The sequence below is a fragment of the Streptomyces sp. NPDC003691 genome, from assembly GCF_053981115.1.
In genome coordinates this window covers 34,248-56,682 of record NZ_JBSFNQ010000011.1, presented here as the reverse complement: position 1 = coordinate 56,682, position 22,435 = coordinate 34,248, and the positions used below count along the sequence as shown (strand labels likewise).

Sequence of the window (22,435 nt, the reverse complement as noted above, 5' to 3'; positions counted from 1 at the left end):
TTGGGGAAGGGCCGGGAGATGGATCACACGGATATCGGCGTCGAGGCCGGCGTCGAGGTCCTCACCGCGCGGGACGTCCCGCTGGGCGGACCGCGGGCGATGACCGTGCGGCGCACCCTGCCGCAGCGGGCCCGGACGCTCATCGGGGCCTGGTGCTTCGCCGACCACTACGGCCCCGACCGGGTCGCCGACTCCGGCGGCATGGACGTCGCGCCCCATCCCCACACCGGGCTCCAGACCGTCAGCTGGCTTTTCAGCGGGGAGATCGAGCACCGTGACAGCCTGGGCACGCACGCCTTCGTACGGCCCGGCGAGCTCAACCTCATGACCGGGGGCCGCGGCATCAGCCATACGGAGGTATCCACCCCCGGCACCACCGTGCTCCACGGCGTCCAGCTCTGGGTGGCCCTTCCCGGTGAGCACCGCCACGCACCGCGCGAGTTCCAGCACCACGCCCCCGTTCCGCGCCGCCTCGACGGCGCGGAACTGCGGGTCTTCCTCGGCACGCTCGCCGGCGACACCTCTCCCGTACGTACCTTCACCCCGCTCCTCGGCGCCGAGGTCCTGCTCGACGCCGGAGCCACCGCCACCCTCGACGTCGACCCCGGCTTCGAGCACGGACTCCTCTCCGACGAGGGCCACGTCCGCCTCGACGGAACCCTTCTGCGCCCCGCGGAACTCGGCTACGCCGCCCCCGGCCGCACGAGCCTCACCCTCACCAACGACTCGGGCAGCCCGGCCCGGACGATCCTCCTGGGCGGCCCGCCGTTCGAGGAGGAGATCGTGATGTGGTGGAACTTCATCGCACGAAGCAACGACGAGATCGTACAGGCACGAAAGGATTGGATGGAAGGCACACGCTTCGGCGAGGTGAAGGGGTACGACGGCGATCCGTTGCCTGCCCCCGAACTCCCGACGGTGCCGCTGAAGAAGCGCGGGCGGGTGCGCTGACCTGGTGTTTTTAGAGGGCGGTGCGGCCCGGCTGTCAACGCGGTCGCACTGCGCCGACCGGGTTCACCGGAGCGGCTCGTGAGGCGCTCCGGTGGGCGCGCGGCAGGCTGCGATCATTCCCGTGTATGGCGCTCTATGGCCAGGTTAGGTAAACCTAATGCTGACTCAATGCTGACTTTACTGACAGGTAGTCATGTTGAGTGGAGTGGGCGATCCATCGCTCCTTTGGCCTGTCGTCGCCTCCGGTGCTGTTCCCGTGAGGTCGGTGCGCGCGGGGCTGAGGTGAACGTACGGTGCACGGGAGCCTGAGAAGGACGCCACCAACTGGCCTTTGTGTTGCTCTGTAGAGTCTCCATAAACCGGTGCGGAGGGCCCGCCCAGGCTGTGGCTGTTGGGCGGACCCTCCGTTGAGGCGACCTGATGGGCGCTTGATCTCACGCCCTTGCCATGGCGATGACGTTCTCAAGCAGTGCGTGGAGGGCTTGCGGCTCGCCGCTGGCCGTTCGGGCGGCCTCGCCGTACGTCGGCGCATGCTTGCCGTCGAAGTAGCCGTCGCTCTCCTTGACCAGCTCCCTCCGCCGCATGACCCACGCCGGCCAGTGGTCGGTGAGATAGGCGTCCAGGTCATCCTCGAAGACGGTGTGCGTTGCTTCGGAGGTGGTTGCGGGACGAGCCGCTGCGGGAACACCCAGGTGGTTGAAAATGTCCAGGTTTTCCGCTCCGGCCTTAGATATCGCCTCAGGCTTCTTGGTGTCCATGGCCTTCGGTCCCGTGTCGCTGTCGAAGACCAGATGGCAGGCCACTCCCAGACCGCTCAGGATCGCGTGGCAGAGCATGAGGTTGCTTTTACCTTCGGCGTTGACAACGCTGATGCCGCTGGCGCCCAGGTCGATGCCCTGCCGTTCGGCGAACCCCAGGATGAGGGCTCGCTCCGTCGGGCCCTCGACCACGATCGCCGCTGTCACGAAGAATGCCTCGGCGAGGTCGTGGACGTAGCGCGTGTTCGCACGCTGTCTGATGGATTTCTCTGAGACCCTGCCCGCCAGTGATTGCACCAGCTCGTTCTCCCGAAGGTGCTGCACACGTACCTCCGGATGGGCGCCACTGTTCACCCTGGTGAGGCGACGGACCTGCTCGTAGCTGCTTGGGTCGATCAGTGCCGGGCTGTGTGTCGCGTACATCACCTGTGTTCGGTCGGGGGCCGAGGTGACCACACTGCGTAGAACCCTGGCGAACACTTTCGTCTGTGCCGGGTGTTGAAACAGTTCAGGTTCTTCGATGGCGAGACACAGCGCACGGTGTCCGGCTTCTGGGCGACTGCTCTCGGCGAGAAATTTCAGGGCGGCGATGAGGAGTGCTCGCTGGAACCCGTGGCCCTGCCGGCGGACCGACGTCAGTGCCGCTCCGTCCTTGATGTTGACGGCGAACGCGGTCTTGGTCGGCCTCGGAGTCTGCGCTACAGGGGAGACGACGACATGCCGTCCCATGGTGAGTTTCGCGACCTCGTCGGACAGGGAGCCGGAGAGCTCCTTCAGCATCGGACCGTATATCTCCTTGTGGACCAGCTGGCGTGCTGTTTGTGCATCCTGCTCGATGACTGCGAACCGCGCGTCGGCCTCCGAACGGTCCAGTGCATGCTCAAGGATCCGGCCCACAACCGTGGTCCTGCCGTCGTCGGCCTCTTCGTACCCTCGCAGGTCGGCGGAGACGAAGACGAAGTCGATCAACTTGGCGAGCAGGCCCTGCCCCGCGAAGCCAAAGAACTGGGTGCGGTCCACTGTCGACTCGACCAGTTGGTCCCGGTTGGCGGACTCCCACGCGATCATTGCCGCCTCGGCATCGTCCCAGCTTCGGACCGCCGGGAGGCCCAAGGAGACCTTTTCTGCCCGCAATGCCTTGTAGGCACTGTTCTTGGCGCTTTTGCCTTCGTGTTGCCGGACCTCCTCGAACGGCGCGTACGCCAGAGCCTTCCCGGAGATGGTGTCGACTCCGTCGTCCCAGGTGCGCCAGACGCGGACCGAGTCAACCCCCTCTGGCGCGTAGTGCCCCAGAGCCTCGCGATCGAGGGCTGTGAGCCCATCGAACTCCACCTCGACGCGAATCCGCTTCGTGTCTGATGCCGAGTGGACGTCCCCCTCCTCCAGAGCCTTGTCCTTCTCGCCGTTGAAGAACCAGTCGAGGGCACGCAGCACGGTGGATTTGCCGACACCGGTGGGGCCGATGAGCGAAGTGGTGGAATCGAAGCTGACCTCTGTGTTCTTGAGACAGCAGAAGTTCTCGATGCGTACACGTTTGATCTTCACGAGGGTCCTGATGGCGCGAATGATGGAGGGCTCGTGGCCCTCGGGGCCATCGTGACGCTAGCGCCAGGAGTGGGGTATGGTCAGCTGGTTTTCATAATTGGCACATTTACCCCTCAGGCACGTGACCTTGAAGAGCCACCAACGGCGGCGTGGCCAAGGCGAGTGCCAAGCCGTCGGACGGGTCCCTACCCTTCGGGGTCCAGAGTGCGGACGTGAACACCGAGTGCATCCCGCTCGTACACCCGGCGGGTGTTTTTGTCGATCTTGCGGGCGACCTCCTCGCCCAGATCAATGCCGTTCATCTCGGCGACCGACACCAGGTAGAGGAAAACATCGGCGAGTTCTTCGCCGAAGTCGGGGAGGTTCTTGCGCCAGGCGGTGAATGCCTCGCCGACCTCGGCGGTGAGCAGGCCGAACTCCAGGGCGCTGTCCGTGGTGTTGAACCCCTTGGTGAGCTTGTTCTCCCAGGCCAGCTTCTGGGCGGTGCGAATGTCCACGGGGTCCTCCGGCGGTGACGACGTTGTCGCCGCAGCCTAGTGAGCCCCGGGCGGTGTCTGCTGGGGAACGGGGGATGTCCGGCGTGCCGGGGGAAGTCCCGTGCTGGTGGTGTCGATGGTCTCGACGGGGCAGTAGGAGGCGAGTGCGTCGAAGACGCGCTGGTAGCCGGCCACGAGCGCCGTCACCTCCACCAGCTCTGCGGACTGGCCGTCGCGCTGGCAGAGCCGTTGCTGGATCACGGTCGGTGGCGCGGTCAGGTGGAGGAAGGCGCCGTCGCGGGCGACGACGGCCTCGGCGAGGTCGATGGCCTGGGCCCAGGTGATACGGGACCGGCCGCGCAGGAGGGGGCCGTAGACGAGTTCGCTGAGGAAGCAGCGGTCGAGGACGAGGAGGCCGGGGCGGTCGAGCAGTTCCCGGTAGCGGCCGGCGAGGTCGAGGTGGTCGGGGGTGCGGGGTGAGTGGACGATGGTGAAACCGTGGTCCTGGGCCAGGCGGGTGGCGAGGGTGGTCTTGCCGACGCCGTCGCAGCCTTCGACGACGAGGGTGCGGCGACCGGTCGTGTCGAGGTGTTCACTCATCGGCGCAGCCAGGCCACGAGGGATTCCGGGTTGGCGAAACGGGCCTCGGCGGCGTACTGGATCATGAGATTGCGCCAGTTGGGCTCCCGGCCCGAAGCGTGGGTCAGCACCGTACGGGGGTAGTAGGCGACGATGCGGGCCCCTCGGGCAGCCGCCGCGCCGATCAGCAGCGCGGCACCGGGAGGGGTTTCCGGCCCGGACACGTCGGTGACGAGGAGGCCAGCCGTCCGGGAGCGGTCGAGGTCCATCCGGGCGGCCTCCAGCGGGTTGTGGGCGGTGAAGCGGCTCGACTCCTCGGTCGCCCAGCCGGCCTTCTGGACCAGAGTGGTCAGCGTGCCCATGATCGGTGTGTACGGGGACTGCTCCACGAAGGCGGGAGAGGCGTCCCCCGGAGGGAGTGCGGAAGCCGGAGGGCGAGGAGCATCCTGGGCCAGCACACGGTCAACCGCAGTCGCCAGCGCCTGATCAAGCTGCCGGTCATTGCGGTCGGCGAACACCGCGTACCTCGAATCCGCCATGTCCGCGCTGCCGGGATCAGTGCCGAGCCGGGGTAGACGGACCAGATGGGTGATCACGGTCTGGACGAGCGGGTCGGGGAACTCGAACCGCGGGCCGTCTTCGTCGAACGAGTACGTCTGGAAGTCCGTGGTCACGGCGACGATGGGTACGCCCAAGGCGTGGGCGTACCCCATCTCCATGCACACCCCGTCGTCCAGGCTCGGGCCGTGCAGGATGGCAATCATGGCGGTGAGTCGGCCGAGGCGTTCCCGGTCCAGTTCGAAGAGGCGCCGGCCCTTCACCTCGGCGACCAGATCCTCCTCGTCCGTGTCGCAGAACGGCAGGAAGACCTGCTCCGGACCCGTCTTGGCGACGAGCAGCCGGGCGAGGCGGGCGGCGAGCAGCCGGTCGTGGGCGGCGAACAGTCGGTGGGCGACGTAGTACACCGGAAGCTCCCATCGGTGGGTCGAGCGTCACGAACTGCGTGGTTGACGAGGCGCGGGTACGGGCAGCGGATGTGAGCGGACGCCGCTGCGACCCCGGCGGCGAGGGCGATGTCGGGGGCGGCTCCGGAGTGCCTATGGGCGAGATAAGTTCCGGCGAGGGTGTCGCCGGCCCCGGTCACCTCGCCATTGACCGGGACCGATGGTGCGCTGGCCGCTTTGGGTACGCCGTGCACGAGCACGCGGGCGCCCCGGGGGCCATCCGTGATCACCAGCTCGGGGAGCGTGGCGATGTCGACGGCTGCGGCGAGAAGCCGGTACTCGGACATGTTGACGAACACGGTCGCGGCGCGGTCCAGCCAGGGCACGGCCCGGGGGATCAGCTCGTGAGCGCTCGGGAGGAAGAAGTCGACGCTGAAGCGGTCAGTACGAGCCGCGAGGGTATCGAGGAGTGCGGCGACATCAAGCGGACGGCGGCAGCACAGGTGGTATGCGTCATCCCGGTGTGCCTCGATGTGCCGGAGAGCGTGTTCGGTCCCCCGCGCGGCCACGCCGTATTCGGTGACGACGGAGACCAGCCCACCCGCAGCGTCGTACTCCAGGGAGAACGAAGCGGACTCCCCGGGCTGTACGTCGAGCGCCGACCACTCCAGACCCTCCGGGTTCACCGTCCCGGGCAGATGCGCCAGGTCGTCCCCGACGACGGCGACCGGAACCGCGGGCATGCCCGCCCGTCCGGCTGCCAGCGCCACCAGGAGAGCCGCCCCGCCGAGCTGCTCATGAGCGGCACGGTCCGGATACCGGGGCCGGTCGCGGGAGATGTTGCCGATGACCGAGAGACGGTCGGCAGCGCTCATCCGTCCGGTGCCGAGCGGGCGTGCGAGCAGTCGACGGTGTCGCCGCACAGCGGTCGAAGAGGGCACAGCCGTGGCGAAGGTCCGTTCAGATAGAGCCTCTTGAAGTAGATCAGGACCAGGTGAGTCCACCAGCTCGGCACGGTCTGTTCCGGGATGGAAACGGCGTATCCCGAGCTACGGGACAGCGACCGGAGATCGTCCGCCCGGTCCTCCACGACGGCTTCGAGGAGGTGCCGGAAGCGTTCGTGGGCGACCGGTCCCGAGGGCAGGGAGACAGCCAGGGCGGGGGCCAGCTTGGTGACCATGCCGGAGTCGACGGGGATGACGCCGCAGTGATAGCCCCGGGCGTAGAGCAGGGCGCACTGGGCCACTTTGTAGGAGGCACCCCGCACCTCCTGGGCGAAGGCCGTGATCAGGGCGTCGCAGTCGGCTCCGTCCGCGGTCGGGTCGATCGACTCCTTCTCCCACCAGAGCAGTAGTTCGGTCAGTGACCGGAAGTACCCGACTCGCGAACCGACCAGCCCCAGCGGAGTCAGCAGCTCGGCGAGTTCGTCGTCCGACGCGGCGACGAGACCGTCGAACCCGGTGGACGCGGCCTCCCTCACCACCCGGCTATAGGTGCCGATCATCCGGTAGGAGACCCTGCTGGACCAGCCGGCGACGGCCATGCGTACGCGCGGATCGGTGATCGATGTGGGCCACCAGCGGTTGTTGTCGTGGTTCGCCTCCACCTCCGCCTTCACATCGGCGAGGCCAGCCGCGCGCTGGACCAGGTGAAAAATGCGTTCCGCTTCTGCGGGGGCGGGCTTGGTACGGGTGAGTGCCGTCACGGGATCACTCCGGCTGAGAGTCGGGCCGCGTGCAGCGCGATGGCGAGATTGGACGAGAGCACGGGCTTGCCCAGATCCCGTTCCAGCGGCTCCACACAGGTCAGCGTGCGCCAGCCGGTGCACGAGAGCACCACCGCGTCGGCGGCGCTCAGCGGTCCGGTCGGCAGTTCCCGCAGCAGCCTACGGACTTCTCCCGGCGGTACGTCGGGGTATCCGTCATCCAGTCCGAGACCGGCGTGGGCGAGCACGGTGAACCCCGCGTCGCGCAGGGCCTCCGCCTCAGCGCACGTCACCCGGTCGGGGTACGGCGTCACAAGGACCACCTGCTGGGCCTTCATCGCCCTCAGTCCCTCCACCAGGACATCGAAGGCGGTAACAGTCCCCGCAGGGAGAGGTGGCCCATCGGTGAAGCCGGCCGACGTGCAGGCCAGGACCGTGGCGTCCAGCGGCAGATGGACCATCGACTCCACGGCCTCCGCCGCCGCGCCACGCAGTCCGTGCCAGAACGACGCGCCCACGGCCGTTGTCCCGGACGCCGGGACCAGCCGGGCGTGGTGGAAGACCGTGTTCACCAGACCGCACCGGGGAAGCTCCTCCTCCACCGCGACGTTCGCCCAGGGGAGGAGGAGACCGACTCGTACGGCCCTGAGCGCCTCCCGGTCGTACCGGCCGATCAGGTCCAGGACTCCCTCAACCGGCGAGTTCACAGCGCTCCCCGTAGATGAACCGCGGTGCGTGCCCGGTCACCCGCAGCGCGGCTGCCGTTCCCACAGGCACCGTGGCTCCCCGCTCCACGATCTGGATGGAGTAGGAGCCGAGACGGCGGAACCACGTCCCCTGCTCGTTCACGAAGTACGAGTGCAGGCGAGGGATCGTCAGTCCGGCCGGGTAGACCCGCCTCTTCATCGGCTGGTCCCACTCGCGGTCGATTTCCGCCTTCCAGGCGTCGTAGTGCTCCGAGGACGGAAGATCGCCGGGTATGCCCTCGCGGGCCAGCGGAGTGCCCGGGAAAGCACGGGCCAGGCGGACGTTCGTACGGTGGCACAGCAGTCCGTCCCCCAGCATCGCGGTCAGACGGTCGAGGTTGGCCGTGTGGGTCGCGTGCGTCTCGCCCGGCAGGCCGTAGATGAGGTTCAGACCGGGGAGGAGCTTGGGGAGCCCACCCGGTCCGCGCTCCGCGCCGGCCTCGTTGACGTGCTCGACCGCCCGTCGCAGGATGGCCGGCGAGCAGGTGAGATCGTTCCGCTCGATGACCACTGGGTCGAAGGACTCGATCCCCATCGGAGCGCAGTTGCCCTCCGTGCAGAACTCCGAGACCAGCTTGGCAATCCGCAGTCCGACCGGCGCAGCGACGGCCAGCGGGTCGGCGTTGTCGATGTGCAGGACCTCAAGGTCGGGGCACCGCTCGCGGATGCCGGAGAGCAGCCCGTGGATCGCGGCCTCGTCGCGGTTCCGGTACGAGAAGAAGCAGGTCTGCTGGCCCAGGCGGAAGTTGCGCACCCCCGCGTCGTACAGGAGGACCGCCTCCTCGATCACGTCCTCCACGTTCCGGAAGGCAACGAGCGGAGACTTCCCGGGCTCGTTGCAGAACGAGCAGAACCGCCTCCGGGTGCAGCCGCGGTACAGCTCCAGCTCCGCGATCGGCCGCCACCGCATCTGCTCCACCAGCCCCGAGAAGCTGTCACGGCTGCCTCGCAGAACGCCGTACGCCGCCGGAGTCCGGCTGCCCGAGGTGAGGTTCGCCGCCGTGACGGTATGCGTGTGCACGGCGTCGAACAGCCCCGCGTACTTGTCGGACAGGGGAGGAGCCAGGACGTACGCCGCCATCGGGCCGAGGAGCACGCGCCGACCGGGTGCGCCTTCCAGTACCTCGGAGATTTCCTCGATCCCGGCGTTGACGGCATGCAGATGGACCGAGGGGACCTTGTCACCCGCGATGACGACGACCCTCGCGGCCCGTCGCAAGAGGTCGAGCGCTCCGTCCCGGTTGACGGTCGCGGAGTACGTGAGGGGGTCGGACAACGGGGGCTGCACACCGGGCTTCCCGCCCGACCGGCACCAGCGGACATCGTCGATGGTCACGTACCGAACGTCGGCCTCGGGCCATGCCGCCCGCAGAGCGGACCAGACGGTGCGCACGTACGTCGATACGTACGGCGGAACCCCCAGGCCGCTCGGCTCCACGGTGAAGCAGTCCAGGATCACAGCGACCGGTTGCGACATGCCCGTCTCTCCTCGCCGTTAGCGCGCGCTCATGCGATGGCCGGAGCTGGTGCGCCCGGCTGCCTCAGTCTCAGCGGCAGCGTTCCGGTCCAGGAGTGGGCGCTGCGGTTGTTCGGTTGTACGGGGGTTGTAAACGGGCCCGAACGGTGGGCTGGCAACGACAGAGCGTGGCCGGTTGGGCATCATCGGTACATGAGCGGTGGGACAGCGAGAACAGGAGCCAACACGGCGCTTCAGGCCGTACTGAAAGAGGCTGGCTGCTCGCATGCGGCTCTGGCCAGACGGGTCGTGGAACTCGCCCACCGCCAGGGCGTGGTGATGCGCTACGACAAGGCGTCCGTCACACGGTGGCTCCAGGGGATGCAGCCGCGGGGCAGAGCCCCCGAGTTCATCGCCGCCGCTCTCTCGGACATGCTGAAGAGGACGGTCACCCCCACGGACATCGGCATGACGACCGCTGTCCAGAGACCCGTCGTCGCGCGTGCTCTCGCCTACTGTGATGACGTGGGTGAATCACTGCACACGCTTGCGGAGCTCGGGTCCACCGCGGTCTCCCGGCGGAGTCTGCTCGGGAGCGTGCCCTTCGTCGCGTCCGCGCTGGTCGAACCCCAGCGCGAGTGGCTGCTGTGGCTGCTGGAAGAAGAGCAGGCACCCACGCTGGCCGTGGTCGCCGGCGGCGGCCAGGTGGAACAGGTCCACGCGATGATCGAGATGTTTGACCAGATGGACAACACGTACGGCGGGGTCGGGGTCCACACCAGCATCGTCAACTACCTCACCATCGAGGTGGTTCCGATGCTCCAGAAGCGAGGCACCGCGCACCACCAGCGCAAACAGCTCTTCACCTCTGCGGCGAAACTCGCGGCGATGGCGGGCTGGAGCTCGTACGACTCGGCGGACTACGGCTTGGCCCAGCGCCATATGATCCAGGCTTTACGTCTGTGCCGTGAGGGCGGCGACCGCGTACTCGGCGGACAGATCCTCGCCGGCCTCTCCCACCTGTGCACCAGCCTCGGCCATCCGCAGGAGGGTGTCGCACTGGCACGCGCGGGACTCGCCACCGCCAAGTCGGCCGGGAGTCCTCTCGGGCTGATGCGCCTGCACGCCATGGCCGCCCGCGGGCACGCGTCCCTGGGAGACGGCAGGGCCGCCACGACGGCCCTGCACGCGGCGACCAACGCCCTCGACCAAAGCAGGGGCGCGTCCCAGGAATCCGTATGGGTCCGCTTCCTCGACGCCCACTATCTGGAGGCCGAGGCCGCGCTCTGCCACCGGGACCTCGGGGAGGCGGCGTCGGCGGAACGGCTCGCCGAGGCATCCGTGGACGCCAACGCGGAACGCCGCCGACGGCAAGCGATCAGCAGATCCGTGCTCGCCACCGCCCGTCTCCAGCAGGGCCGCCTGGACGAGGCGCTCGGAACAGCCACCCGGGCTCTGGACGGGCTCGAAGGGGTGCACTCGGAGCGCTCCGTCCAGGCCCTGCGGGACTTCCGGCTGCGGCTCGTCCCGCACCGGCAGGAGCCCTCGGTGCGCGAGTTCGAGCGCAGGGCGAAGCCGGTGCTCGGAGTGAGCGCCTGAAGCCTCAATAGCCCTCGGGAGTGGGGGCGTTCTGTGCCCGGTCCACCGGGATGTTCGCCCCCGAAATCCCACGGGAACGCTCGGACAGCAGGAAGGCGACCACCTCCGCGACCTCCTCCGGGGCGACGAGGGAGCGTGCGGGGAACTCGTCCAGGAACCGCTCGTAGGCCGGGGGGTCCTCCCGCCGCATCCGGTCCCAGCGTTTGCCCGGGATGAGCATCGAGCCGGGTGACACCGCGTTCACCCGGATGCCGTCCGGGCCCAGCTCGCGCGCCAGTGAGGCGACCATATGGATCTGCGCCGCCTTGGCGGAGCCGTACTGGGCCTGAGGGCCGGGCTTCCAGCCGGAAATCGACGAGACCACCACGATGGAGCCGCCGCCCGCGGCGCGAAGATGGGGCGCCGCGCTGGAGACGAGGGTGGCCGCGTGCCCCGCGTTCAGCTCCCAGGTCCTTCGCCAGTCGTCCGCCGAAGCCGCTCCGATACCCCGGCCCGAGGCCCCGCCCGCGCAGGCCACGGCGCCGTGGAGCCCACCGTGCTCCGCCGCGGCGGCGTCGATGAACCCCTCCAGAGCCGTCGGCTCGGCCACGTTCACGACCTGGGCGAACAGAGCACGGTGGCCGTCCTGCTGGATCGAGGCGTTCAGAGCGTCGAGTCCCTCCGCCCGCCGGGCGCACACGGACACCCGAGCTCCCTCGCCGAGCAGTGACCGGACGACGGTCGCCCCCAGTCCACGCGAACCACCAGTGATCACATAGTGGCGACCTTCGAGGGATCGCGCTGAGCCAGGAACCGATCCGCCGTACACCCTCTCCATAGCTGTCTCCTCGCCGTGCAACCTGTGTGCATTCCCGTGCCCGAGTGCATCCCCGGTGCAGTCTTCACCACAGCTGATCACCACGCTTCGCTGGACCCCGCACCCAATCGACCAGGGGAGCCCGGGTCCCGACTCGTCCCGGAAAGGGACGGCCTACGGGATGTACCGCCTGCCATCAGCAGGAGGTCCCGTGCATGAGCCATCCAGCAGTGGCCGTCCGAGTGCCGTGCGGGTGGGAATCGGAGTGTCGACGAGCCGGAGGTTCCTCATGAGGCGAGCACGGTGACGGCCGTAGTGGCTGCCGCCCCTCGGCGACCCCGTCCGTCAGCCGGACGCCATGCCGTCGAGTTCGAGTGCTACCACCCTGCGGTCGGAGAGCAGATGCGCCCCGGCGACGCTCGGCGCGTTTCGCAGATGCGCCGAATCGGACGTGCGGCCCTCCGCAGTTGGGGTCTGGTGCAGGCCGTGGACAGCGCCGAGCTGATCATCAGCGAGCTGGTCACCAACGCCATCGAGAACGGGAGCGGTTCCTCCGTGGGCTTCTCGATCTCGTACGCAGGGACGACCGTACGCATCGAAGTCGCCGACGGCTCCCGCAGCCGGCCACGGGTCCGCAGGCAGGCCGACCCATACGAGGAGGGCGGCCGGGGCATGGTGCTGATCGAGCACCTGGCCAGCGCCTGGGGGACCAGCGAGGACGGCACACGCACTTGGTGCGAACTCCCGGCCTGCGAAGAACGGGACGGGGAACCGTCGTGACGGGACCCGACCAGGGGCACTCGCGCCGCGTACCGCAACGCCTGGCGGTGGAGCGGTGGAAGCCGCCTCTCGACCGGGAGACCCTGGAGCGGCTGCTCGCGGGGATCAAGGCGTACCAGCCGGGCTTCTTCCCTGCGGCATGGGCGACCCTCGAAGCCGTACGGGGCGAGGGCCCGTGTGTGACTGGTCCGGTGATGCGGGAACTGACCGTACGGCTCAGGAAGCAGATTGAAGAGCTGGTCCCCGTACTGCGGGATCGGTCTCGTGCCAGTCCCCGCCGTCGTGATCTCCGGGCGCTCCGGCGCGCGGAGCACCTGCTGGAGGCCGGGGAAGCACTCACCATGACCCAGGCGCGGCGGTATCTGGACGACCTGGTGGACGTCACGCAGGACATCCTGCGCTGCCTGGCAGTGGCCGCCGTCCCCGCGGACCGGCCCGCCCGCACCGGGCCCGCGCCTCCCGCACCGGCTCGTGTCCGGCCAGCAGAGGCGGCCCTCTGGATGACCTCCCTGGCGAGTTGACCGATCCTTCTGCACATCACCCCGTAGCACCTTGCCGTTTCCCGGTCCCCGGGCGGCTGCCCGAGACTGCCCACCCCTTTGCCGAAAGGTGATGTCGCCGTGCCCGAAACCGAGACGAAGCGGGTGCCCGGCCGTGCGTGTGCGCACCGGACGCCGTGCCCTGCCGCCGAGGCCGCCGACCGGTCCGCCGCCGTCACCCTGAGCCGGGACTGCGTCACCGGCTGGGCCCTCCTGTGCAACGGCGTCGTGCACTTCGACGACACCGGGGAGCTGCTGCCCAACCTGCAGGCCATCGCCCCGGTGCCCAGGGCCCAGACCGCCGCTGCGTAACTCCCACGTCGCTGCCCGCTGCCGACAGCGGACCGTACGGCATCCCCTCCATCACCCCGGCCGCAGAGCCGAGGAAGGCAGTCCCATGCGTTCCCCCGCCCAGACCACCACCGCTCAGCGCGGGATCATCGGCGAGTATCTCCACGAGAACGGCCTCGACTACCCCGCCTACGGGGGACGGTACGAGAGCTGGATCCACGCCACGGAAGTCAGCAAGGTCCCCAACGGGGAGCACTTCCAGACCGTCCGCGTCCCCTACGAGCCCGCCCTGTGGACCCTTCGCGCCCACCCGGAGCTGGCCCAGGGACCTGTCGTGGTCAACCCGTACGCCCGCGTCGTCACCTTCCTCATACCCCGCAGCGCCCGGCGGGAGCACTGGGCGGTGCCCGGCACCCGGTTCCTGCGCCCCGGCGTGACGGTCGAAGTCCCGCCGGCCGTCGCGGTCCGCTGCTGGGACATCCACTGGCTCACCCCGCCCCAGACCCACCACGACTACACCGTGGGTGACCTCGCCGCCGTCCTGACCGGCACCCCGGCCCTGGCCCCGGTACTCGCCCCCGCACCGGCAGCGGCTCCCGCTCCCGCGCGGGCCCGGGCGCCGCGCCGCCGCATCAGCGCCGCCTGATTCCCACCGCCCCATCCCTTCCGCTCAGCCCGTCGAAAGAGGCCCCGCCGTGCACACGCCGCCGGACACGATCCGCATCGCCTTCGGGAACTTCCAGTTGGAAGGAGGCGGCAACGCCCGCGCCCGGTACGGCTACTACGCGTTGTTGCGCAGCCTGGATCCGCACCTGGTCGGGCGGACCGAGGTACGGGGAACGGGCGCGAGCGAGGAGTTCCTGTTCGGCATCGAGGAGGCCCTCACCCCGGAGGGGGAACCGCTTCTCCGCCCCCGGGCGATCCTGGGTGGCCCCGCGGTCGCCGACCTGCGCACCGCCGTGTTCGTCCGCCCGGACGTCTTCCGGCCCGTCCGCCGCACGGACCCGGCACCCCCCGGCAGCCCCTGGGGCTGCCCGCCCACCTCCGTAGACCTCCGCCTGACCGGCACCCCGGAGGCGCGACGGGAGCTGGTATTCACCGTCGCCCACCACCACTACGCCTCGCCCCAGGCCCGGGAGCTGGAGGCCCAAGAGCTGACCAAGGCCGCAGACCGCCGGGACCCGGCCGACCGCACCGAGAAGTTCCCCAACGGCCGCCCCCGGGAGGCGTTGGTGGTTCTGGACGCCAACTCGTACCCCGAGCCCGGTGCCGAAGGGGACGTTCCGCCGCCGGACCCGAGCACCATCAAAGACCGCTCCCACATCCGGCACCGGTTCACCACCACCGAGTCCGGCGAGCTGGTCCCGGACACCTACAGCGACCGGGCCCTGCGGGACGCCGACCTGGAGGACATCGCACGCCACCTCGCCGCCACCACCGGCCGCACCGACGTGCTGGCCCCGGCCCCCGGCTACCCGGACCAGGGCGGGCCCTGCCGGATCGACCGGGTGTACGCGAGCGCCGGTGTGCTCTCCGCGGTTGAGGACTTCCGCGTCATCGACACCACCGGTCTGTCCGACCACCCGATCCTCCTGATCAGCCTCGCTTACCGGCGTCTCGCGGAAGTCCTCACTCCGTGACCGGCCCCCGCCTCCGGGAAGACACCATGCCCGTCCCCGCCGTACTTGATGGTGGATACGCCAAGCTCGCCCCCGACGTCCGGCGCGCATACCGGTTCCTGGGCTCGCTGCCCGAACGGGAGATGCTCTTCTGCGGCGCGACCGGGCTGCTCACCTTCGGCGCCACTGCGGATGCCCTGGGCTGGTTCACCGATCTGAAGCAGTCCGCCCGTACGGCCCGGGACGACCACGACGAGGGCCGGGGCGCCTTCGGACAGGCCCTGTGCCACCACCAGGACGCCCGCGCCGACCCCGCGCCCTTCTGCCTCGGCCAAGCCATCACCCTCTGGGACGCGTGCGGCAACCACGAGGGCACCGCCCTCGCCTCCCTCACCGCCAGCGGGGCCACCCTCGACGGCGGCGACCTGCCCCGGGCCACGGCTTGGCCCAGCACATGCTCCAACAGGCCGCTGCCTTGGACGAACCTCCACGACCCGGCGAGGAGACCACCCGTCTGCTCGCCCGGCTTCCCTGACCGGCTTGCCCGCACATACCAGAGAGAAGAGATCCGTGTCCGACGCCATGGACGCCCTGCCCGAACTGCCCTACGCGAAGCGCCTCTCCCCTGAGGTCGCGGCCAGCGCGATCCCGAAGATCGCCACCGCCTACAACGACGGCGCCAGCATCCGCGCCATCGCGGCGAGGACCGGCCGCTCGTACGGCTTCGTCCACCGCACGCTCTCCGAGCACGACGACGTCACCCTCCGCGGACGCGGCGGCGACAACCGGAGCCGCACCAGGAAGCGCGCCACCTGACCGGTTCCGGGCCACCGCCCGTCCCTGTCCCCCGGCAGCCGCCGACCCTGCCGGGTCCCCGCGACCCAGAAGAGAGGACTGCTCCGTGACGTACGAGAGCGACACCTACGGCGAGCGCGCCGCCGACCGCTACGACGACCTGTACGGGGACTTCACCCCGCCCCCGGAGCAGATCCTGCTCCTGGCCGCGCTCGCGGGCGACACCCCGGCCGTGGAGATCGGCTCCGGCACCGGACGGGTCACCCTCCCGCTGGCGGAGCGGGTCCCCGTCGTCGCGGTCGACGCTGCCGCCGAGATGACCGACCGGCTCACCAAGAAGACCGGCCGCCTGCCCATCACCCCCGTCACTGCGGACGCCGCCCACTACGTTCACGCCACCCCGGTGGACCTGGTCTTCGCCTGCTTCAACACCTTCTTCCTCCTCGCCCGGGAGGACACCCAGCGCGCGTTCCTCACCCGGGCGGCCCGGATGCTGACCCCGGCGGGCGTCCTGCTGATCGAGACCTTCGTCCCCCGCCCCGGCGAGCGCCTGCCCGACGGACCGCACCCCGGCGTCTTCCCCGAGCGGCAGACCGTCTCCCTCAAGCGCCTCGCCCCCGGCACCAGCGTCCTGTTCACCGCCGAGAACTACCAGGAGGAAGGGGAGTTCCACTACAACGAGGTCGTCCTCGCCGACGGAGCCCCGCCCCGCGTCCTGCCCGGACAGATGCGCTACTGGCAGCCCGAGGAGATCGACGTCCTCGCCGCCGACGCCGGCCTCGCCCTGCGCGAACGCTGGTCCGACTGGAACCGTGCCCCCTACGAGCCCGGCACCAGCCCCAAGCACATCACCCTCTACCGGCGCACCGGCCACGGCTAGCAACCGCAGCCCCCTGGAAGCTCCCCGAGTCCCGGTCCTGCGCCTCCCGGGACGCGGGGCCTCTCCGTCCCCGACCGGCCACCGACCGATGGAACCCTCTTGCCACCCCACACCCTCGACCGTGTGCGCAGCGCACTCGACCTCCTCGCCGCCTGGGAGACGACCACCACCATCACTGACGGGGCCGCAGCCGCCCGGGACATCGGCCCCCTCTTATGGCGAGAGCTGACGCTCCGCTGCCTCTGGGACGCCCTGCCCGCCCGCGACCACGCCGCCATCTCCTGGTTCGTCGCCCACGGGCTCCAGGTCAGCCGCGCCTGCGTCACCCAGGGCCAAACCGAATGCGTCGGGGGCGAGATCACCGAACTGATCGGCGAAGCAGCCCACTGGGCCCGGAGCTGCGACACCGGCGCCTCCAGCCGCTGGCCCGAGGCACCACCCCGACGGTCGCAGTACGGCAGAGCCGCCCAGCAGCTCTGGCAGCGCTACCAGGCCCTGCCCCACCCCTGGAAGATCAGGATCATGCGTGAGATGGAACCCCCGCCGCGACCGCCCCGCAAAGGACGACGCCGCCTCCTGTTCGCCAGCGTCCTGACCCACGCCGAGAAGACATCGGCCCCGACCACCTCCACGGCCGACCAGCACACCGACGCCCTCGTCCGCTCCTTCAGCCGACGCCCGGCCGGTTGGCAGGTCGAGATCATCCGCCGCGTTGCCGCCGGGGACAGTCCGTACCGCACCAGCGCCGCCGCGGACGAGGCGATCCAAATCGTCAGCCGTCAGGGGGTGCGCCTCATACAGCGGCCCGTCCGGAAATAGGTGCTTCTGTAATCTCAACGCCGCAGGCTGGGTGATCCGTTGTTCGTGGGGCAGGGGTCACCGTTTCGCTCTGCGACGGGGCCGGAGGGTGCCCGGCTTCCGTCGCACAGCGGGCAGTGCCGCGACGGTACGTATACGGGCCGCCGCGGCACTCGGACACACATGCCTCAGCCCTGGGGAACCACATTCTCCGCCTGGGGCCCCTTTGGGCCCTGGGTGATGGAGTACTCGACCCGCTGGTTCTCCTCCAGCGACTTGTAGCCGTTGGTCTGGATGGAGCTGAAGTGCACGAACACATCGGGCCCCCCGTCATCCTGGGAGATGAATCCGAAGCCCTTGTCCGCGTTGAACCACTTCACCGTGCCCTGTGCCATAACCCCTGCTTCCGCTTGCTGTGGCGCCCCAGCGTTCCCACCGGCTGGCGCCCCGGATGTTCAGCCACTGGATCATGCCCCCGTGCCCCCCTCCGTCAACCCTGCCTCCAGCCATCCGTGATCCGCCGCTGAAGAAGCAGCGAGAACGGGCCGGGTTCAGGCGCGGTGGCGTTGTTCGGCCGCTGCCGCCAGGTCGCGGCAGAAGTCGCCGAAGCCGAGCCCGGCCGCCTTCAACGCCATCGGGTAGGTGCTGGTCAGCGTCATCCCGGGGGCGACGTTCGTCTCCAGCACCACCACCTCGCCCTCGGGGGTGACGATGGCGTCGGTACGGGAGAGGTCCCGCAGACCGAGGGCCCGGTGCGCGGCGACGGCGACCCGGGCCGCTTCCTCGGCGGCGGCCGGGGGGATCCGGGCGGGGCGGTGGAACTCGACCGCGCCAGGGGTGTAGCGGGCGGTGTAGTCGTACAGTCCCTCCGCGACGATCTCCACGGCCGGAAGGGCGAAGGGTCCTTCGCCGAGGTCGGCCACGCCGACGGCGATCTCCGTGCCGGTCACCAGACGTTCGATCAGGGCCTCGTCGTGGTAGGCGAAGCACGCCATCAGCGCCTCCGGCAGCCGCTCGGCCGCATCCACCCGGCTCACTCCGAACGCGGAGCCGCCCGCCCGCGGTTTCACGAACAGCGGCAGGCCCAGCCGTTCGGTGATCCGGGCGGTGAGCGCGGCGGCGCCCAGGTCGTGGAACGCCTCCTTCGGCAGCGTCACCGATGCTGGGGTGGAGAGCCCGGCTCGGGTGAACGCCTCCTTCGCCACCGCCTTGTCGAACGCGGCACGGCACGCCCCGGGACGGGCCCCGATGTATGGCACCTGGGCCAGTTCGAGGATCTCCTTGATGGTGCCGTCCTCGCCGGCCACCCCGTGCAACACCGGGAAGACCACGGAACCCTGGGCATCGGCGAGCGCGGGCAGCAGATCCGTCCCCACATCGCGGAGTTCGGTCTCGACCCCGGCCCGGCGCAGCGCGTCGGCGACCCTGGTGCCGGACTTCTCGGACACCTCGCGCTCGGGCGAGAGGCCCCCCGCGATGACGACCACCCGCAGATCGGTCATGGTTCCTCGTTCTCCCTCAGTGGTCATGCCTGGTCGGGGCCGGGGGCCTGGGGCCCGGTGCTGTTCGCGGGGGCGGAGGTGCCGAAGATGTCCCGCAGCCGCAGCTCGGCGCCGATGACGTCCGCCAGCAGCCGTACTCCGTCCCGGATCCGCTCCGGCGGCGGGTAGCAGTACGACAGCCGCATCGCCTGCCGTCCCCCGCCGTCCGCGTAGAACCCGGTACCGGGGACGTACGCCACCCGGGACTGCACCGCGCGCGGCAGCATCGCCTTGGAGTCCAGCCCTTCTGGCAGGGTCACCCAGACGAAGAAACCCCCGGCCGGCCGGGTCCATGTCACCCCCGGCGGCATGTACTTCTCCAGCGCGTCGAGCATCACACCCCGCCGCTCCCGGTACATCGCCCGGAAGTCCTTCATCTGTTCCGGCCAGGGCTGGGTGCGCAGATAGCGGTCGACGGCGAGCTGGTTGAAGACGGAGTGCGAGAGCATCGCGCTCTCGGCCGCGAGCACCAGCTTCTCCCGTACGGCCGCCGGGGCGAGCGCCCAGCCGACCCGCAGCCCTGGCGCCAGCGTCTTCGAGAACGAGCCCAGATAGATCACGTCGTCCGGGGCGTCCGCGCGCAGGGCCCGCATCGGCTCGTCGCCGTCGAGATGGAGCAGGCCGTACGGGTTGTCCTCCAGGAGCAGTACCCCGGCCCGGCGGCAGATCTCCACCACCTGGGGGCGGCGCCCGGCACAGAGGGTGACACCGGCCGGGTTCTGGAAGGTCGGCACGGTGTAGAAGAGTTTCGCCGGACGCCCCTCGCGCTCCAGCCGGGCGAAGGTCTCGGCCAGGGCCTCGGGTACGACACCGGCCTCGTCCATGGCGACGTGGACGATGTTGGCCTGGTAGGCGGCGAAGACACCGATGGCGGTGACATAGGTCGGGGCTTCGGTGACCACGGTGTCCCCGGGGTCCACGAACACCCGGGTCACCAGGTCGAGGGCCTGCTGGGAGCCGACGGTGACCACGACGTCGTCCGGGTGGCCGTCGATGCCCTCGGCCGCCATCACCTCGCAGATCGTCTCCCGCAGCCCCGGATCTCCCTGCGCGGAGCCATACTGGAGCGCCACCGGCCCCCGCTCCGCCACCAGTTCGCCCATGAGCGTGCCGATGGAGTCCATCGGCAGTGCCGACACGTTCGGCATCCCGCCCGCCAGCGACACGATCTCCGGCCTCGACGCCACGGCGAACAGCGCCCGCACCTCGGATGCGACCATCCCCGCCGCCCGTGCCGCGTAGTGCCCGCGCCACGGATCGACCCGCGAACCCGACCGGGAAGACTGCTCGCCAGACTGCATCGGCACACTCCTGTCCGTCACCGTCCAAGAGCACCGACCCTACCGAGCACCCATGATCACCGCCCGGAATTCCACAACGCCGCGCCCCTCCGACCGGTCCGGGGCTGGGGTCGGCCGGAGGGATGTGCGAAGGGGCGCTGCCCGCCTACGCCGTACGGGAGGCTCCGAGGCTGGCCAGCAGTTCGCGGCGGACCTGGGCCAGGGCCTCCAACCGGTCCCGTGCTTCCTGGAGCCGGGTGTCACAGGCGCAGGCGGCTGCGGCGGGATTCTCGGGGAGGGCGGCCCTGAGGAGGAGCTTGTACTCGGCCAGTGTGTCGCCGGCCGGGGCCTTGGCGGGGAGCTGCTGGAGGAGGTCGGCGGCGGAGATCTCGGAAAAGTCCCATTCGCCGTCCGCGTGGCGGGTCGAGCGGATCACGTCTCCGGCGTCCGGGTCCAGGACGAGGTGGCAGTTGTCCCCGCCGACCAGGTTGCTGAGCCGGGGCAGGGGGACGGCGTGGGGGCCGGCCAGCTCGGTAGCTTCGGCCGGGGTGGCGGTGAGGCGGGGGCTCGCGGTGCGCTCGGCGGCGAAGGGCAGGCCGGGCCAGGGCATGGAGGGGCGTTCCGGGGTGCGATCGGTCGGCTGACCGGTCACCGTGGCGGTCGGGGTGGCGTCCTCGTCGGTTCCGGCCCAGGTGATGATCACGGCGCGGGCGCCGGGCAGGGAGACCGGGAACAGGACGTGGCTGATGACCTCGATGGGCTGGTGGTCCATGGAGGGCAGGATCATCTTGAACAGGTGTCCGTCGCGGGACTCGGAGACGGCGGCGATGTCGGTGTTCCAGAACCGGCCGCAGACGAGGTCGGCCTTCACATCGGTGATCAGCTTGGACAGCTCGGCGTCGTGCGGGTACTGGGCGCTGGCGAACCGCAGCAGTTTGACGTACTCGGTGGCGTGGTGGTGCCAGTCGACGTACTGGAGGCGGGCCTCGTCGCTGAGCATGGCCCAGCGGATCAGGTTCGCGCCGGGCTCCTTCACCCAGGGCCACAGGGCGGCCATGGCGGCGTTGTAGCCGATGATGTTCCACACCCGGTCGGTCAGATACGCCGGGTTGGGGAGCTGCTGGTCGAGCATCATCTGCAGGTCGCGCCGCACGGTCGCGTCGCCGAAGCTGTCCGGGATCGTGGTCAGGGCGCCGTCCATGAGCGCCAGCACCAGCGCCTGGTGCTCGTCCCGGCCCAGCAGCAGTACCTTCGCCAGCGCGTCCAGGACCGTCTTGTCGATCTTGGGCCGGGCGCCGTTCTCCAGGTTCTGGTACCAGCCCCGGCTCCGCCCGATGGCTGTGGCGACATCCACCTGAGGCAGAGGCCCGCCCAGACCGAGCTTCTCCCCGGCGACCGCGCGCCAGGCGCGCAGCAGACCGGGGTGGCCGAGGAGCTGTCCTGGGGACAGCGGCTCGGAGCCGGTGTCCGGGCAGGGCGCGAAGGCGCCGTCGACCATGGGGTTCCTCCAGGGGGTGTGGGGGCATTTCGGGTGCCGGGGATGTCCGGGCGCACGAAAAAGGGCGGGAGCACTTGTGGTGCCCCCGCCCTACGTGTCAGTAACCAGAGTAAAGGATGCGCAAAGCGATCATGAATTGATCGCCCCGGGGATTGACTGAGACCCCCACTTCCTGCTTTGTTCGACATTGAACCAATACCCCCGGCAGCCGGGGTGGCGATCTTGTTGATTTCGGGTCGCACTGGACATTCGTATGACTTATTCGAGGGCGTGCCCAGATTTTTGGCACGCCCATTTTTCTGTGCACGCTCACCCCGGCAGCGATGCAGCAGAATTACTCGATCTTGAAATACTTCGGAACTCTACGCGGGTAACCCCTCTTGCGGGCAAGGGAATTGACGCTACTGGCGGGCTCCGAAACGGCTCTTATAACTTGCGGGCAGGGGTGATTCCGGCGGTTCCACAAGGCGTTGACGGGGGGATGACACTCGGTTTAAAACCAAAGGGCCCGGTGATCGACGGGGCAGTCAGCAGACCGGGAGGGTGAAGTAAATGAGGCATGGCGTCGTTCCCTGGACACGACCGCCGGCCCCCTGCCCGGCTGCTCCGGCGCTGGCCACAGTCCGGCCCGCCACCTGCCCGCGCACCGGGCCGCCGCCGGACCCCGCTCGCTGACACCCCGCCATCGGGAGAATCAGGACCGGTCCCGCATATCGCGGCGAACGAGGCTTCCCGGAAGGGCCGGACCCGGTCGGACGGCGCGTTCGGCCACATCCTCCAGATGCAGATGTCGTGTTGGTGTCGATGCCCCCAACCCCCTGCGTGCGCTGGAGTGTTGGACGGAGTGTGCATATGTTGT

At 69.6% G+C, this 22,435-nt stretch carries 24 protein-coding genes; 11 read left to right on the top strand and 13 right to left on the bottom strand.

The window, feature by feature from the left end; genetic code table 11:
- The first annotated feature begins 18 nt into the window (after positions 1–18).
- A complete protein-coding gene (locus tag ACWDR0_RS07990) occupies positions 19–951 on the top strand; it encodes a pirin family protein (RefSeq protein WP_456350797.1) in 933 nt (310 codons plus the stop codon).
- Between the two features lie 434 nt (positions 952–1,385).
- Here ACWDR0_RS07990 and ACWDR0_RS07985 read toward each other — a convergent pair whose 3' ends face one another.
- The 8 genes from ACWDR0_RS07985 to ACWDR0_RS07950 all read right to left on the bottom strand — a co-directional run bounded on the left by ACWDR0_RS07985 (position 1,386) and on the right by ACWDR0_RS07950 (position 9,181).
- Complete coding sequence (locus ACWDR0_RS07985; RefSeq protein WP_456350796.1) at positions 1,386–3,254, bottom strand: ATP-dependent nuclease; 1,869 nt, start codon at positions 3,252–3,254, stop codon at positions 1,386–1,388.
- A 185-nt stretch (positions 3,255–3,439) separates the two neighbouring features.
- A complete protein-coding gene (locus tag ACWDR0_RS07980) occupies positions 3,440–3,751 on the bottom strand; it encodes a MazG nucleotide pyrophosphohydrolase domain-containing protein (RefSeq protein ID WP_456350795.1) in 312 nt (103 codons plus the stop codon).
- Positions 3,752–3,787: 36 nt separating this feature from the next.
- Complete coding sequence (locus ACWDR0_RS07975) at positions 3,788–4,330, bottom strand: hypothetical protein (protein WP_456350794.1); 543 nt, start codon at positions 4,328–4,330, stop codon at positions 3,788–3,790.
- On the bottom strand, positions 4,327–5,232 hold the full coding sequence (locus ACWDR0_RS07970; RefSeq protein ID WP_456350859.1) for a nucleoside 2-deoxyribosyltransferase: 906 nt from the start codon (positions 5,230–5,232) through the stop codon (positions 4,327–4,329). The genes ACWDR0_RS07975 and ACWDR0_RS07970 overlap by 4 nt, the downstream gene beginning before the upstream one ends.
- Positions 5,127–6,128: a PfkB family carbohydrate kinase gene (locus tag ACWDR0_RS07965; protein WP_456350793.1), complete on the bottom strand. Its 1,002-nt coding sequence runs from the start codon at positions 6,126–6,128 to the stop codon at positions 5,127–5,129. Before ACWDR0_RS07965 ends, ACWDR0_RS07970 begins: the two co-directional genes overlap by 106 nt.
- Entirely contained in the window at positions 6,125–6,958 is an 834-nt protein-coding gene (locus ACWDR0_RS07960; RefSeq protein WP_456350792.1) for a hypothetical protein, read from the bottom strand. Before ACWDR0_RS07960 ends, ACWDR0_RS07965 begins: the two co-directional genes overlap by 4 nt.
- On the bottom strand, positions 6,955–7,665 hold the full coding sequence (locus ACWDR0_RS07955; RefSeq protein ID WP_456350791.1) for a maleate cis-trans isomerase family protein: 711 nt from the start codon (positions 7,663–7,665) through the stop codon (positions 6,955–6,957). The genes ACWDR0_RS07960 and ACWDR0_RS07955 overlap by 4 nt, the downstream gene beginning before the upstream one ends.
- On the bottom strand, positions 7,649–9,181 hold the full coding sequence (locus tag ACWDR0_RS07950) for a radical SAM protein (RefSeq protein ID WP_456350790.1): 1,533 nt from the start codon (positions 9,179–9,181) through the stop codon (positions 7,649–7,651). Before ACWDR0_RS07950 ends, ACWDR0_RS07955 begins: the two co-directional genes overlap by 17 nt.
- 192 nt (positions 9,182–9,373) lie before the next feature.
- On the opposite strand from ACWDR0_RS07950, the gene ACWDR0_RS07945 reads away from it, so the two are divergent.
- The gene (locus tag ACWDR0_RS07945) at positions 9,374–10,759 is read left to right on the top strand and encodes a hypothetical protein (RefSeq protein WP_456350789.1); all 1,386 of its coding nucleotides are present in this window, start codon (positions 9,374–9,376) and stop codon (positions 10,757–10,759) included.
- A gap of 4 nt (positions 10,760–10,763) precedes the next feature.
- Here ACWDR0_RS07945 and ACWDR0_RS07940 read toward each other — a convergent pair whose 3' ends face one another.
- Positions 10,764–11,576: an SDR family NAD(P)-dependent oxidoreductase gene (locus ACWDR0_RS07940; protein WP_456350788.1), complete on the bottom strand. Its 813-nt coding sequence runs from the start codon at positions 11,574–11,576 to the stop codon at positions 10,764–10,766.
- 381 nt (positions 11,577–11,957) lie between these two features.
- On the opposite strand from ACWDR0_RS07940, the gene ACWDR0_RS07935 reads away from it, so the two are divergent.
- The 9 genes from ACWDR0_RS07935 (at position 11,958) to ACWDR0_RS07895 (ending at position 17,278) form a co-directional block, all read left to right on the top strand.
- Entirely contained in the window at positions 11,958–12,335 is a 378-nt protein-coding gene (locus ACWDR0_RS07935; RefSeq protein ID WP_456350787.1) for an ATP-binding protein, read from the top strand.
- Positions 12,332–12,856 (top strand): DUF6415 family natural product biosynthesis protein, encoded by a 525-nt coding sequence (locus tag ACWDR0_RS07930; protein ID WP_456350786.1) that lies wholly within the window; start codon positions 12,332–12,334, stop codon positions 12,854–12,856. The genes ACWDR0_RS07935 and ACWDR0_RS07930 overlap by 4 nt, the downstream gene beginning before the upstream one ends.
- Positions 12,857–12,955: 99 nt before the next feature.
- Positions 12,956–13,186, top strand: a complete 231-nt coding sequence (locus ACWDR0_RS07925; RefSeq protein WP_456350785.1) for a DUF5999 family protein — start codon at positions 12,956–12,958, stop codon at positions 13,184–13,186.
- A gap of 85 nt (positions 13,187–13,271) precedes the next feature.
- Positions 13,272–13,811, top strand: coding sequence for a hypothetical protein (locus ACWDR0_RS07920; protein WP_456350784.1), 540 nt, complete (start codon positions 13,272–13,274; stop codon positions 13,809–13,811).
- A gap of 49 nt (positions 13,812–13,860) precedes the next feature.
- Complete coding sequence (locus ACWDR0_RS07915) at positions 13,861–14,805, top strand: hypothetical protein (protein ID WP_456350783.1); 945 nt, start codon at positions 13,861–13,863, stop codon at positions 14,803–14,805.
- A gap of 26 nt (positions 14,806–14,831) precedes the next feature.
- Positions 14,832–15,413, top strand: a complete 582-nt coding sequence (locus ACWDR0_RS07910; protein WP_456350782.1) for a hypothetical protein — start codon at positions 14,832–14,834, stop codon at positions 15,411–15,413.
- Positions 15,355–15,600 (top strand): helix-turn-helix domain-containing protein, encoded by a 246-nt coding sequence (locus ACWDR0_RS07905; RefSeq protein ID WP_456350781.1) that lies wholly within the window; start codon positions 15,355–15,357, stop codon positions 15,598–15,600. The genes ACWDR0_RS07910 and ACWDR0_RS07905 overlap by 59 nt, the downstream gene beginning before the upstream one ends.
- Before the next feature lie 85 nt (positions 15,601–15,685).
- Complete coding sequence (locus ACWDR0_RS07900) at positions 15,686–16,459, top strand: class I SAM-dependent methyltransferase (protein ID WP_456350780.1); 774 nt, start codon at positions 15,686–15,688, stop codon at positions 16,457–16,459.
- A 123-nt stretch (positions 16,460–16,582) separates the two neighbouring features.
- Complete coding sequence (locus ACWDR0_RS07895; RefSeq protein ID WP_456350779.1) at positions 16,583–17,278, top strand: hypothetical protein; 696 nt, start codon at positions 16,583–16,585, stop codon at positions 17,276–17,278.
- 167 nt (positions 17,279–17,445) lie between these two features.
- On the opposite strand, the gene ACWDR0_RS07890 is transcribed toward ACWDR0_RS07895, so the two are convergent.
- The 4 genes from ACWDR0_RS07890 to ACWDR0_RS07875 all read right to left on the bottom strand — a co-directional run bounded on the left by ACWDR0_RS07890 (position 17,446) and on the right by ACWDR0_RS07875 (position 21,576).
- On the bottom strand, positions 17,446–17,652 hold the full coding sequence (locus ACWDR0_RS07890) for a cold-shock protein (RefSeq protein ID WP_456350778.1): 207 nt from the start codon (positions 17,650–17,652) through the stop codon (positions 17,446–17,448).
- A gap of 156 nt (positions 17,653–17,808) precedes the next feature.
- A complete protein-coding gene (locus tag ACWDR0_RS07885; RefSeq protein WP_456350777.1) occupies positions 17,809–18,759 on the bottom strand; it encodes a D-alanine--D-alanine ligase family protein in 951 nt (316 codons plus the stop codon).
- 23 nt (positions 18,760–18,782) lie between these two features.
- Positions 18,783–20,099, bottom strand: coding sequence for an aminotransferase-like domain-containing protein (locus tag ACWDR0_RS07880; RefSeq protein ID WP_456350776.1), 1,317 nt, complete (start codon positions 20,097–20,099; stop codon positions 18,783–18,785).
- A gap of 145 nt (positions 20,100–20,244) precedes the next feature.
- Positions 20,245–21,576, bottom strand: a complete 1,332-nt coding sequence (locus ACWDR0_RS07875) for a helix-turn-helix transcriptional regulator (RefSeq protein WP_456350775.1) — start codon at positions 21,574–21,576, stop codon at positions 20,245–20,247.
- Between the last annotated feature and the right edge of the window lie 859 nt (positions 21,577–22,435).